This is a genomic window from Pseudomonas sp. GXM4, assembly GCF_008923895.1.
GTDB classification, from domain to species: Bacteria; Pseudomonadota; Gammaproteobacteria; order Pseudomonadales; family Pseudomonadaceae; genus Aquipseudomonas; species Aquipseudomonas atacamensis.
In genome coordinates, this window is record NZ_WBRZ01000023.1 from 1 (window position 1) to 12571 (window position 12571).

The 12571-nt window shown below is 60.4% G+C and carries 9 protein-coding genes and 2 tRNA genes; 2 read left to right on the top strand and 9 right to left on the bottom strand.

Annotated elements, in window-relative coordinates; translation table 11 throughout:
- Positions 1-128 precede the first annotated feature (128 nt).
- The 4 genes from F8N49_RS05680 to F8N49_RS05695 form a co-directional block, all read right to left on the bottom strand.
- On the bottom strand, positions 129-1424 hold the full coding sequence (locus F8N49_RS05680) for a virulence factor family protein (protein WP_151550977.1): 1296 nt from the start codon (positions 1422-1424) through the stop codon (positions 129-131).
- The gene (gene mprF, locus F8N49_RS05685; protein ID WP_151550978.1) at positions 1424-4063 is read right to left on the bottom strand and encodes a bifunctional lysylphosphatidylglycerol flippase/synthetase MprF; all 2640 of its coding nucleotides are present in this window, start codon (positions 4061-4063) and stop codon (positions 1424-1426) included. Before mprF ends, F8N49_RS05680 begins: the two co-directional genes overlap by 1 nt.
- Before the next feature lie 279 nt (positions 4064-4342).
- A tRNA-Met gene (locus F8N49_RS05690) sits at positions 4343-4419 on the bottom strand.
- Between the two features lie 217 nt (positions 4420-4636).
- Positions 4637-4713, bottom strand: a tRNA-Met gene (locus F8N49_RS05695).
- Positions 4714-4992: 279 nt separating this feature from the next.
- Here F8N49_RS05695 and dinB point away from each other — a divergent pair.
- Positions 4993-6054: a DNA polymerase IV gene (dinB, locus tag F8N49_RS05700; RefSeq protein WP_071174711.1), complete on the top strand. Its 1062-nt coding sequence runs from the start codon at positions 4993-4995 to the stop codon at positions 6052-6054.
- A 100-nt stretch (positions 6055-6154) separates the two neighbouring features.
- Here dinB and F8N49_RS05705 read toward each other — a convergent pair whose 3' ends face one another.
- The 4 genes from F8N49_RS05705 to F8N49_RS05720 all read right to left on the bottom strand — a co-directional run bounded on the left by F8N49_RS05705 (position 6155) and on the right by F8N49_RS05720 (position 10927).
- Positions 6155-7108, bottom strand: coding sequence for a hypothetical protein (locus tag F8N49_RS05705; protein WP_071174583.1), 954 nt, complete (start codon positions 7106-7108; stop codon positions 6155-6157).
- Positions 7109-7125: 17 nt separating this feature from the next.
- A complete protein-coding gene (locus F8N49_RS05710) occupies positions 7126-8841 on the bottom strand; it encodes a proline--tRNA ligase (RefSeq protein ID WP_024011894.1) in 1716 nt (571 codons plus the stop codon).
- Positions 8842-8970: 129 nt separating this feature from the next.
- Complete coding sequence (locus F8N49_RS05715; protein ID WP_122505741.1) at positions 8971-10530, bottom strand: AmpG family muropeptide MFS transporter; 1560 nt, start codon at positions 10528-10530, stop codon at positions 8971-8973.
- Between the two features lie 43 nt (positions 10531-10573).
- Positions 10574-10927, bottom strand: coding sequence for an MGMT family protein (locus tag F8N49_RS05720; RefSeq protein WP_016771391.1), 354 nt, complete (start codon positions 10925-10927; stop codon positions 10574-10576).
- Between the two features lie 165 nt (positions 10928-11092).
- On the opposite strand from F8N49_RS05720, the gene F8N49_RS05725 reads away from it, so the two are divergent.
- Complete coding sequence (locus F8N49_RS05725; RefSeq protein ID WP_024011896.1) at positions 11093-12100, top strand: DUF481 domain-containing protein; 1008 nt, start codon at positions 11093-11095, stop codon at positions 12098-12100.
- 116 nt (positions 12101-12216) lie between these two features.
- Here the strand turns inward: F8N49_RS05725 and F8N49_RS05730 are convergent, their stop codons facing one another.
- A complete protein-coding gene (locus tag F8N49_RS05730) occupies positions 12217-12426 on the bottom strand; it encodes a cold-shock protein (RefSeq protein ID WP_002554837.1) in 210 nt (69 codons plus the stop codon).
- Between the last annotated feature and the right edge of the window lie 145 nt (positions 12427-12571).

Sequence of the window (12571 nt, forward strand, 5' to 3'; positions counted from 1 at the left end):
CGAATCTGTAAACTGACCCACCGCTTTCGCGAGCAGGCTCGCTCCCACAGGGATTTTGGTGGCTGTTGGGATGTAAAAAGCCCCCGCAACTGCGAAGTTGCGGGGGCTTTTTGTGGATGCGCTTCAGATCACTCTTCAGCCACCGAATCCTTGCTCTGGCGCTTCTGAATCAGCTCCACCAAGCGCTTGGCCAGCGCTGGATAATTTTCATCAAAGTGGTGCCCGCCGGGCAGTTTCACCGCTTCGCCGACAGCAGTCTTGTCGGTGCAGCCACTTTCATCCGTCTCTTCTTCGCCATAGATGCACACAACCTTGGCCGCTGGCAGCTTGGCCATTTCCGGGCCGGTCGCGGCTTCTTTGCCGGCGTTGCCCAGCCAGCCTTCGACTTCGATTTCGAAGCTGCCGGTGCGGGCGAAGGCGAGCAGGATGATCGCGTCGACGCGTTGCTGTTCGTTCTCTGGCAGGCGGTTGTAGATCGCCGGCAAGACGTCAGCGCCGAACGAATAACCGGTGAGGATGAAGCGTTTGGTGCCCCATTTCTGCCGGTAGTGCTGCATCAGTTCGGTGAGGTCGAGCGCGCTTTGCTCCGGGCTCTTGTGCTGCCAGTAGTAGCGCAGGGTGTCGATGCCGACCACCGGGTAGCCGATCTTGGCCATTTCGCCCGCCACGTCGCGGTCGAGGTCGCGCCAGCCGCCGTCGCCGGAAAGGAACAGGGTCACGGTGTCGTTGGCCTGACCGGCCGGCACTTCCACGACCGGGATCGCCAGGCCGCCGTTGGCCTTGTCGCCGCCGACGAGGATTTTGCGCAGTTCGTTGTTCAGCACTTGCGGCAGGTTGATGTCGTAGTCACTGATGCTGGTTTCGGCGTTCGGCTGATCGCGCACGAAACCTGCGCTGGCGTCGTCCGGGTTATCGTTCCACGCCACCAGCCAGTGGCCGTGGGCGGCGGATTTCGGCAATAGGTGAGTGCAGCCACCTTTTTCCAGGGCGAGGTCGACGGAGACGGCCTGGGCCTTGTCGTCTTTCTGTTCCGCCAGCCAGCGCCAGGCCAGCACAGCGCCTGGGCCGATGCCGCTGACCAGAGTGGCCGGGCCGTTCAATTCGCGCAGGCCCGATTGCAGGGCGCGGCTTTGCAGCAGGCAGTCCTTGGGCAGAATCACCTGAACGATCTGCGCCGAGGCGCTGCGGCTGAGGGTGGTCAGTTGTTTCTCGGAGAGCTTCTGTTCTTCGGTGACGGCGACCAGCACCTGAGCCTTCGGCTTGCTGCCCGGGATCACGCGGGTCATGGCCGTGCCATCGGCGGGTTTCAGTTGTTCGACGGTCGGTTCCGGTGCCGGACGTTTGAGGTACCAGTAACCGCCGCCGGCAATCACCGCCAGCACCAGCAGGGCGGCCAGGATGTACTTCAGGGAGCGTTGAATCATCAGCGTTTCACCAATCCAGTCAAGCCGCCCGCGATCAGGGCAGCAGTGTCGGCCAGTGCCACGAGCGGATCGAGTCCGGCGGGCACGGCCATATAACGGGGTTCCCAGTCAGGCTGGAACTTGTCTTTGAAACGGCGCAAGCCTTGGAAGTTGTACAGCTGCTCACCACGGCGGAAAACCATCGAGCCCAGGCGCTGGGTCAGCGGTGCGCCGCGCCGGGGTTGCAGCCCCGACAACGGCACCATGCCCAGGCTGAAGCGCGCGTATCCGTGACTCTTATAGTGTTGAATCAGGCCGACCATCATGAATTCCATGGTCAGCTTCGGCGCTTCCGGGTGCGCGCGCATCAGGTCGAGACTGGCCAGGTCGTGGCTGTAGGTCTCGAGCAGATTGGCGAACGCTACCGGGCGGCCTTCGAAGCGAATCACCGCAATGCGGAAATGCTTCAGGTAATCGTCGCTGAAGCGGCCGAGGGAGAAGCCTTTCTCGCGCACGTTCTTGCCCGTCAGCCAGGCATCGGAAATCACTTTCAGCTCGTCCATCGGCGCCTGGCCCGGCTCATGGATTTCCAGCGACAGACCATCGCGGGTGCCACGGTTCCAGGTGTAGCGCAGGTCCTTCATCTCCTTGCCCTTGGCTTCCAGATCGAAGCGCAGCAGATCGACCCGGGCTTCTTCGCCGAGCTTGATCGCTGTCAGGCCGATGTCCATGTAGTACGGCAGGTTCTCCGCGCGCACCTGGTAGAACACCGGGCGCGTGTGATGGATATCGCAGAGATCGCGGAACTGCCAGATCATTTCCGCACGTTGCTGGCTCGGCCCGATCGGGTCGTACAGCGCCACCAGACTGCGGCCACGACGGGCGTACATCAGGAACGCCTCGTCGTTGGGATGAAACAGCAACGCCTTGTCCCCGGTCAGCGCGAGGCCACCGTCGGGTTGCGACGAGGCCATGAGGATTTTCGCCGCGCGATCCAGTTCGTCCGGCGTCGGCAAGTGAATCACCGGGCGCGCCGTGCGCAGCAGCCAGGTCAGCGAGATGATCACCAGCAACACCGCCGCACCGAGCAGCGAGCGCAGACCGCGCGGCGCGTCAGCGTCGAGGGTGAACTGCCACCACAGTTGATGGCTGTAGGGTACGTCCTGATAGGCAAACAGCAGCAACCAGGCCGAAGCGCCCAGAACGCACAGGCTTGCGACCAGATACAGCGGCGAAAACGGCAGTTCGGTCAAACGGCTCGGGCGATAGAAGGAGCGGCGGAACACGCCGAGCAGCGCGGCCGTAAACGTCATCAGCGTGGCTTCTTCCCAGTCGAAGCCTTTGAGCAGTGAGAGCAGGGCGCCGACCAGCAGCAGAATGGTGGTCAGCATCCACGCCGCCGACAGGCGTCGGCGCAGACCTTGTGCGAGCAACAGGCAGAGGACGCCGATCAGGCTGGCGCCGAAGTGCGACGCGTCGACCAGGCGATGCGGGATCAGAAAACCGATGTGCTCCAGGCGCGTGTCGATCTCCGGGGTCGCGCCGGAAAACAGCAACACCACGCCAGACAGAAACACCAGCACCGCCAGAACCGGCGCGGCCAGACCGGACGCGGCGCGCATGGTCTGGGATTGAAACAGGCGCTGGCCTTCGTTGATCAGCAGCAGTACGCAAGCGACCAGCAGCGGCAGCACCACGTAGATCAGGCGATACAGCAGCAGTGCGGCTGCCAGCGGCGCGGCGCCGAGCTTGTCGGCAAACGCGGCGAGCAGAATCGCCTCGAACACGCCAACACCGCCCGGTACATGACTGAGTACACCGGCGGCCAGCGCCAGCAGATACACAAGCAGGAACGGCGCAAACGGCGGCGCTTCCGGCAGCAACAAGTAGAGAACGGTGGCGGCAGCCGCGACATCGAGGGCGGTGATCACCAGTTGCAGAAAGGTCAGACGCCGACCCGGCAGGCGCAGGGTGCGCCGCCCGGCACGGACCAGAAGATTGTCGGGGTAGGGTTGTTCCGGCAGACGACGGCGATAGATGCCGATTGCCAGCACAGCACCGAGGATCAATACGCCAGCGGCGACGGAGCCGAGCAAGACTTCGGACAGTCCCAGCGCTTGCGAGGCGGCGGGCAGGTTGCTCAGCGTGGCCAGCGCTGCCAGTGGCGGCAAGGCGCAGCCCAGCGAGAGGCTGGCAAATAGCGTCATGTGCGCAACTTCCGACGCACCGACGCCCAGTCGCGCATATAAACGATAACGAACCGAGCCGCCGGACAGCAGCGAAAGACCAATGGCATTGCCAATCGCAAATGCGGTGAAGCCGCCGAGGGCGAGGGTGCGCGGCGGCAGTTTCACGCCAGCGTAGCGGCTGGCCGACCATTCATAGCCGAGCAGAATAATGAAACCGACCACGGTCGCACCGATGGCGCCAAGCAGGGCGGGTTTCGGCACGTCGAGAATCGAGTCATGCAACGCGTCGAGATCGAGCTCGGCGAGCAGATGGCGGCAGGCAATCAGGGCAATGGCAAACAGCAGCAACGTGACGGCCAGACCGATCGGCTGACGGTATTTGCTTAATCGATCCAGCCAGCGCAAACGCTCGGGTTTGATCGGTTGTTCTGCTGTAACGGTGTCTTGTGGATCAGACGAGTTGGCGCGCATCAATCACCTCTTGGATTGTGCGCGACAGGATGGAGGTATCCAGCCAAGTTACCAATCCCTGTAGAAAAAAATAATCACAAAATACTACGCCTCTCGTCGGGCATCGGCGAGGGCAGTTCCTGGATTGCAGAAGCCCTGTCTGCGACTCAAGCATAGTCGCAAGTCAGTGGTTCTGATGATCCCCAGCGGTTCACTGCACAGTGACAGATCATTGTTGCGAAAGGACTTTTTCAACAGATACAAAAAAGGCCACTCTTTCGAGTAGCCTTTTTTGATGTTTGGTTGCGGGAGCCGGATTTGAACCGACGACCTTCGGGTTATGAGCCCGACGAGCTACCAGACTGCTCCATCCCGCGTCTGTGTGGCGGCATTCTACAGGCGAACGACGAGGTGTCAACCGCTAATCCCGGAATGGGCCAAATAACTGCGAAATCGCGGCAAACGGTCGCAGGTGATGCGTAAGTTTCGGAAATGCAACGAATTGCCGTTTCGCTAGCGATTGAGCAGGGCGCCCGTTTGCAAAACAGACGCGCACAAAAAAGGCCACTCTTTCGAGTAGCCTTTTCTGATGTTTGGTTGCGGGAGCCGGATTTGAACCGACGACCTTCGGGTTATGAGCCCGACGAGCTACCAGACTGCTCCATCCCGCGTCTGTGTGGCGGCATTCTACAGAGGTTCGCGAGTGTGTCAACCGTCGATCTGGATAAATCTGTTGAGGTTCAAGCGCTTAGCGTCTTTTCCGGGCGGGCGACCGGCGCGCAGGGCAGGTGGTGCAAGGCTTTCAGCTCTATTGCACCTTGATCTGTGATTGAAAAAATAAATTCAGCGGAAATCTCCTACGGTCAGAAAAGAACCTTCAACCACTGGTGCTATATACAGGTGCCAATGAGATACTGCCGCTCCGGCTTGCCACGTTGTCTTTTTCCGACATGACCCAGCGAAAAATCATCCACATCGACTGTGACTGTTTCTACGCCGCCATTGAGATGCGCGATGATCCGCGTCTGGCCGGCAAGCCGTTGGCGGTGGGTGGTTCGGCGGATCGGCGCGGGGTGATCGCCACCTGCAACTATGAAGCGCGCGCCTATGGTGTGCGCTCGGCCATGGCTTCCGGTCACGCGTTGAAATTGTGTCCGGACCTGACCATCGTCAAGCCGCGCATGGAGGCTTATCGCGAAGCTTCGAAAGAAATTCATACGATCTTCGCCGATTACACCGACCTGATCGAGCCCCTGTCGCTGGACGAGGCCTACCTCGATGTGTCGGACAGCGCGCATTTCGGCGGCAGCGCCACGCGCATCGCCCAGGACATTCGCCGCCGGGTCTCCAACCAATTGCACATCACCGTTTCCGCAGGCGTTGCGCCAAACAAGTTTCTGGCGAAGATCGCCAGCGACTGGAAAAAACCCAACGGTTTGTTCGTGATCACCCCGGATCAGGTCGAGGAGTTCGTCAGTGGTCTGCCCGTGAGCAAGCTGCACGGCGTCGGCAAGGTCACCGCCGACAAGCTCGGCAAGCTTGGCATCGTTGACTGCCAGCATCTGCGCGAGTGGGGCAGGCTGGCGCTGGTGCGCGAATTCGGCAGTTTCGGCGAGCGCTTGTGGAATCTCGCCCGTGGAATCGATGACCGGCTGGTGCACAACGACAGCCGGCGTCAGTCGATCAGCGTGGAAAACACCTACGACGTTGATCTGCCGGACTTGCGCAGCTGCCTGGACAAATTGCCCGAGTTGCTCGATACCTTGAAAAACCGCATGGCCCGAATCGACAGCAGTTATCGACCGGGCAAGCCGTTCGTCAAAGTCAAATTCCATGATTTCACCCAGACCACGCTGGAGCAGGCCGGGGCAGGGCGGGACCTGGGCAGTTACCAGTTGATGCTGACGCAGGCGTTCAACCGCGGCGGCAAGCCGGTGCGGCTGTTGGGGGTGGGAGTGAGGCTGGAGGATCTGCGCGGCGGGTTTGAGCAGATGGAGTTGTTTGAGCGGTAGATTCGCGGCGCCTGGCAGGGCCTCTTCGCGAGCAGGCTCGCTCCCACAGTTGGAATGCATTCCTCTGGGGAAATGAGCCTGCTCGCGAAGCTTCTAAGCTTTAATTCGGTCCCGGATCAGCCACTAAACGCCCGGCATCCTTGGCCAGAGACTTGAGAAACTCCGTCTGCAACTCAGGATCATTGCGGGTCAGTTCGATCAGACTCTGCTCCAGTTCGCTGGCTTCTTCTTCCAGGCCCAGCTCCGACAGGCGTTTGACCCGGTGTACCCACTGGCTCACCTCATCATCTTCCAGGTCGTCATAAATCAGCCCGTGCGCCTCGATCAACTTGCCGCGCAGGTGGCCGCTGAGCATCAGGGTCGAGTCGGTATGTACGTCGTCCTTGGCGTCTTCGACACTGATCTGCAAGCGGCCAACATGGTTGAGGTCATGTTCGGCGAAAGGGCTGTCGAGCAGATTCAAGCGCAGCACGCCGTTGCGGTCGGTGGTCATGTCGAATGTCTGCTTGCCGGCCTTGACCTGCACCGGTCGTTCGCTCCACGGCAGGCTCGAATACTCCGTGCGCTTGTCGCGCTGGACTTCGTCGATGCCCGCGAGGTTCTGCTGCGCGCGACCATTGGACTGCACGTTCATGAACGGGTTGAGCCCGGCAAAACCGTAGCTCAGCCAATCCTTGGTGATGCTGTCCGGCAGGTTACCGAGGGCAAACACGTTGACCACGTTCGCACCGACACCACCGACCACGGCCACCGCTCCCAGCGGAATCTCGTAGACTTCGCGCCAGGGTTGGTAAGGCGTGTAGCGGTCGTAACGACGGGTGACCTCGAACTCGGTGACTTCGAAAGTCTTCTGCTCGTTGATCTTCACGCGTCGCTGCGGCAGCTCGAGCACCTTGGGCTCGCCGACATCGATCTGCAGGCTGTGATCGAGCAGTTTTCGCTCGACCCGCTCTTCGTGCTCGCTGCGTTGCGACATGTGATTGGCGCAGCCGCTGACCAGCAGGGCGCCGCACAGGGCGGCGCCACCGAGGCCTAAGGTGTTTCGCTTGAACATGACGTCTCTATCTGGTTTCAGCGGCGGATACGGGCCTGAAGGAAGGACACAACATCGGCCACCGGCAGTGCTTGCGCCTCTGCTTCGGAACGACTCTTGTATTCCAGGTTGCCTTCGGCGAGGCCGCGGTCGCTGACCACGATCCGGTGTGGAATGCCGATCAGCTCCATGTCCGCGAACTTAATGCCCGGGCTGGTTTTCTTGTCGCGATCGTCCAGCAGCACTTCGAAGCCGGCCGCCGTCAGTTCGGCGTACAGCTTGTCGGTGGCTTCGCGCACCTGCTCGGTTTCATAGCGCAGCGGTACCAGCGCGATCTGGAATGGCGCCAGGGTGTCGCTCCAGATGATGCCGTTGGCGTCGTTGTTCTGCTCGATGGCAGCGGCGACCACGCGCGATACGCCGATGCCGTAGCAACCCATTTCCAGGGTCACCGGCTTGCCGTTTTCGCCCAGCACTTCGCACTTCATCGCCTTGCTGTATTTGTTGCCCAGCTGGAAGATGTGCCCGACTTCGATGCCGCGCTTGATTTCCAGCGTGCCTTTGCCGTCCGGGCTTGGATCGCCGGCGACGACGTTGCGCAGGTCGGCAACGGTCGGAACTGGCAGATCGCGCTCCCAGTTCACGCCGAAGTAGTGCTTGTCATCGATGTTCGCGCCAATGCCGAAGTCGCTCATCATCGCCACCGAGCGGTCGATGATGATCGGCAACGGCAGGTTCAGCGGGCCGAGCGAACCGGCGCCGGCGCCAATCGCGTCACGCAGTTCGGCATCGGAGGCCATCACCAGCGGGCTGGCCACGCCAGGCTGGTTGGCAGCCTTGATTTCGTTCAGTTCGTGGTCGCCACGAATCACCAGCGCGATCAGCTTGCCTTCTTCTTCGGCGTGCACGATCAGGGTCTTGATCGTCTTTTCAATCGGTAGATTGAATTTTTCCACCAGCGCCGCGATGGTCTTGGTGTCAGGCGTATCGACCAAGCGCAGTTCTTCGGTTGGCGCAGGGCGCGAGGTTTCCCGTGGCACCGCTTCGGCTTTTTCGATGTTCGCCGCGTAGTCGGAGCCGTTGCTGAAGACGATATCGTCTTCGCCGGACTCGGCCAGCACGTGGAATTCGTGGGAACCGGCACCACCGATCGAACCGTTGTCAGCTTCTACCGGGCGGAATTTCAGGCCCAGACGCGTGAAGATGTTGCAGTAGGCTTCATGCATGCGGTCATAAGTGATCTGCAGTGACGCCTGATCAGCGTGGAAGGAGTAGGCGTCCTTCATGATGAATTCGCGGCCGCGCATCAAACCGAAGCGTGGGCGGATTTCGTCGCGGAATTTGGTCTGGATCTGGTACAGGTTGATTGGCAGCTGTTTGTAGCTGCTCAACTCGTTGCGCATCAGATCGGTGATCACTTCTTCGTGGGTCGGGCCCGCGCAGAAATCACGACCGTGGCGGTCTTTGATGCGCAGCAGCTCAGGGCCGTATTCTTCCCAGCGCCCCGATTCCTGCCACAGCTCGGCCGGTTGGGTGCTCGGCATCAACACTTCCAGAGAACCGGCAGCGTTCATCTCTTCGCGAACGATGGCTTCGACCTTGCGCATGACTCGCAGGCCCATCGGCAGCCAGGTGTACAGGCCCGAGGCAAGCTTGCGGATCATGCCGGCGCGCAGCATCAGCTGGTGGCTGATCACGACCGCGTCGGAAGGCGTTTCTTTCTGTGTGGCGAGCAAAAATTGACTGGTGCGCATGGTTGGCCGTTGTCGGTTGCTATGACTGGAAATGACGGAGCAGTGTACCGGCGAGTTTTGCTGACGTACAGAAGTGTGGCCGGCGGAAGGCGCCAGCGGCGGGATTCCTCCCGCCATTGGCGAAGCGTCCTACGATTCTTCGGTGACGGGCGTCGGTGCAGGCTCGGGCGTCGGTGTTTGTCCTTCGCGGCGGCGCTCCTGGAACCAGTGCAGCGCGATCAGTAGCAGCGTCGGCACGCCGAGCAGGGCGGTAATGAGGAAGAAGCTGTGATAGCCGAACTTCTCGACCAGCACGCCGGAATAGCCGCCCATCAGGCGCGGCAGCAGCAACATGATCGAGCTGAGCAGGGCATATTGCGTTGCGGAAAACTTCAGGTTGGTCAGGCTCGACAGGTAAGCGACGAACGCCGACGTCGCCAGGCCCGAACTGAAGTTGTCGAGGGAAATGGTCACCACCAGCATCTGCAGGTTCGGGCCCATGTCCGCGAGCATGACGAACAACAGGTTGGTCGCCGCCGAAGACACGCCACCGATAAACAGGATCGGCAGAATGCCGAAACGCACGATCAACAGGCCACCCATGCCGGCACCGACGAGGGTCATGATCAGGCCGAAAATCTTGCTGACACTGGCGATCTGATCCTTGGTGAAACCCTGGTCAATGTAGAACACGTTGGCCATCACGCCCATTACCGTGTCCGACATGCGATAGGTCGCGATCAGGCCCAGCAGTAACAGCGCCTGCCAGCGATAACGCAGGATGAAGTCATTCACCGGCGTGAGTACCGGCGCCAGTCCGCGCCGGCCCATGGCCGACAGACACATGCCGGTGAGCAATATATAGAGGATGGCGCGCAGAAAGGCGCGGTCTTCAAGCAGCAGATCGAGCGGGCTCATGTCACCGAACAGCACGCCAGCGAAATCGGTGTTGTACAGCTGGGTGAACATCGCCGGCACGGAAACCAGCAGAACGATCAGCACGAACACCGACATCAGTTGATGCATGAACGTGTAGCGCCCGGCCTGCAACTGCGTGCGCAGCGGCACCGGTGGTTCGCGCATGAACAGCGTGGTCAGCAGTGCGGGCACCATCAATGCGCCAAACAGTACATAGGTGCCGGTCCATGCCGCGTGCTTATAGTTGAAGCCGGTTGAGCCGAAACCTTCGGCGAAGAACAGCGCGCCGGCGGTGGCGAGCAGGGCAGCAACGCGATAACCGGACATGTAGCTGGCGGCGAGGGCGGCCTGGCGGCTGTCATCGGCGATTTCCAGGCGATAGGCGTCGACCGCGATATCTTGCGTGGCCGAGGCGAAGGCGACGACGACGGCAATGGCGATCAGCCAGGACAAATGCTTCTGCGGATCACAGAAGCCCATACCGATCAGCCCGAGAATCACCAGTGCCTGGGAGAGCACCAGCCAGGAACGGCGGCGGCCGAGCTTGCCCAGCAAGGGCAGGCGCCATTGGTCGAGCAGGGGCGACCAGACCCATTTGAACGCGTACGCCAGGCCGATCAGGCTGGCATAGCCAATGGTTTCACGGGCCACGCCTGCTTCACGCAGCCATACGGAAAGCGTCGAGAACACCAGCATGTACGGCAGGCCGGCGGCAAAACCGAGCAACAACAGCACGAGCGTCGAAGGACTGGCATAGGCGGCGAGCGCGGCGCGCCAGGTTTTACGGGGCATGGGCTGAAGTCTGCCTCAAAATTGCGAAAACAAAGCGCGCACTCTAACCGCTGTGCTCTACCGGACGCCAGCCATGGCGCCGAATATCCACACGATTGTTCTGGACGGTGATGCCTTCCATGCGCAATCGCGCACGTTGTTCGTCACCGGAAGGGCTGCCGACCGGCAGGCTGATGCGTCCGCCGGCGCCGAGCACGCGGTGCCAGGGCAGCTTGGTGTCGCCGGGCAGCTGGCTCAAAGTCCGCCCGACCCAGCGCGCGGCGCGGCCCAGCCCGGCAAGTTCGGCCAACTGGCCATAACTGACGACTTTGCCTTCAGGCACTTGCGCGAGCGTCGAGTAGAGTGCCGTGCGTCGGATTTGCGCATCATTTTCGACGCTGTCGAGCGGGTCTTTCACGTACGCGGCTCCTGAGCATTGGCGTGACGATGGCGACAAGGGTAATCGCTCGTGGCGCAGTTGAGAAATGAACTCAATTGAAATAGTCCGGTCAGTCCTTGTCATGGGCAAAATCCTACGGATAATGCCGACCCTTTTCGCCAACTCCGAGCCCCCGATCTGCTTATGTTCCCCAGAACCCTGTTGTGCCTTGCTGTTTTCAGCGCGTCCACGCCCCTGCTTGCCGACACCGTCTGGTTGAAAAACGGCGACAAGCTGAGTGGCACTATCACGGTATTCGACGGCGGCAAGCTGTTGATCCAGACCAAATACGCCGGCGCAGTGGCGATTGACTGGAAAGAGGTCAAGACCCTCGACAGCGATCAGCATCTGCTGGTGAAGCAGGACGCCTATGCCGGTGAAGTATCGAAGTCGCTGACGGCGGCCGACGATGGCAAGGTCACCCTGGCCAACGGCGAGGCGCCGAAGACGGTCGAGCTGGCGAGCATTCAGCAGATCCTCAAGCCCAAGCCGATCGTCACCGACCTGGTGTGGAAGGGTAACGTCGATCTGGCGCTGGACTATCAGCGTGCCGAAAAGGACACCGACGATTACGACGTTGCCTTCAAGACTTCGGCTCGCCATGGCCGCTGGCGCCATACCGGCGAGGGTGAGTACAACCGCGAAGTCCAGGATGCGGAAACCACCACCAACAACTGGCGCGCCGAATACTCCCTCGACCGTTTCCTCACCGATCAGTGGTTCTGGCAGGGGCGGATCAACTACAAGCGTGATCACATCGAAGAGCTGGCGCGTCAGCGCGTGGTCGGTACCGGTCCGGGCTACCAGTTCTGGGACGACGAACTCGGCGCGTTCTCGCTGGGCTCGTTGCTCAACCGCACCGACTATGAATACCGCGATGGCAGCAAGGACAACTTCTATTCCGTCGCGATGAAGTGGGACTACAACCGCTACCTGATCGGCAAGAAGGTCGAGTTCTTCACCAATGGCGAAGTCGGCAAGCCGCTCTCGGGCGTTGCCGATTACGCACTGGATGCCGAGCTGGGCCTGCGCTACAAGGTCACCGACTGGGCCTCGCTCAACCTCAAGGCCGAGCGCGACATCATCAGTGGCACCAACGATGCGGATCTGAACAAGACCCGTTATACCGCAGGGTTTGGCGTGGCTTGGTAAGCGCAAACAAAAAATCGCAGCCTTTCGAGCTGCGATTTTTTTTGCCTGAACAAAACAGGCGCCCACAAAAAAGCCCCGCTTTTAAGGGCGGGGCTCTTTTCTAAAGAAGCTACAAGTTAGATAACTTGTACTTCTTCAGCTTGCATGCCTTTCTGACCGCGGGTAGCGATGAAAGAAACCTGTTGGCCTTCTTTCAGGCTTTTGAAGCCGTCGGATTGGATAGCTTTGAAGTGAACGAACAGGTCGTCACCGGATTGTGGAGTGATGAAGCCGAAGCCTTTTTCATCGTTGAACCACTTAACGGTACCGGTTTGGCGATTAGACATGGTGTAACTCCTTGAACAAAGATAACTGCGACTCAGGAAGAACCCTGGCCGAGACTGAGTGCAAAGAGCAGGAAAAATTCTTGTAGATGGTTGGATCGAAATTCAACATATCGTGTAGAGATTCTCAGTGACACAAGCAACACAG

Coding starts and splice junctions, on each gene's coding strand:
- F8N49_RS05725 (WP_024011896.1), top strand. CDS start 11,093: ATGTTCCCCAGAACCCTGTTGTGCCTTGCTGTTTTCAGCGCGTCCACG.
- F8N49_RS05680 (WP_151550977.1), bottom strand. CDS start 1,424: ATGATTCAACGCTCCCTGAAGTACATCCTGGCCGCCCTGCTGGTGCTG.
- dinB (WP_071174711.1), top strand. CDS start 4,993: ATGACCCAGCGAAAAATCATCCACATCGACTGTGACTGTTTCTACGCC.
- F8N49_RS05715 (WP_122505741.1), bottom strand. CDS start 10,530: ATGCCCCGTAAAACCTGGCGCGCCGCGCTCGCCGCCTATGCCAGTCCT.
- mprF (WP_151550978.1), bottom strand. CDS start 4,063: ATGCGCGCCAACTCGTCTGATCCACAAGACACCGTTACAGCAGAACAA.
- F8N49_RS05705 (WP_071174583.1), bottom strand. CDS start 7,108: ATGTTCAAGCGAAACACCTTAGGCCTCGGTGGCGCCGCCCTGTGCGGC.
- F8N49_RS05710 (WP_024011894.1), bottom strand. CDS start 8,841: ATGCGCACCAGTCAATTTTTGCTCGCCACACAGAAAGAAACGCCTTCC.
- F8N49_RS05730 (WP_002554837.1), bottom strand. CDS start 12,426: ATGTCTAATCGCCAAACCGGTACCGTTAAGTGGTTCAACGATGAAAAA.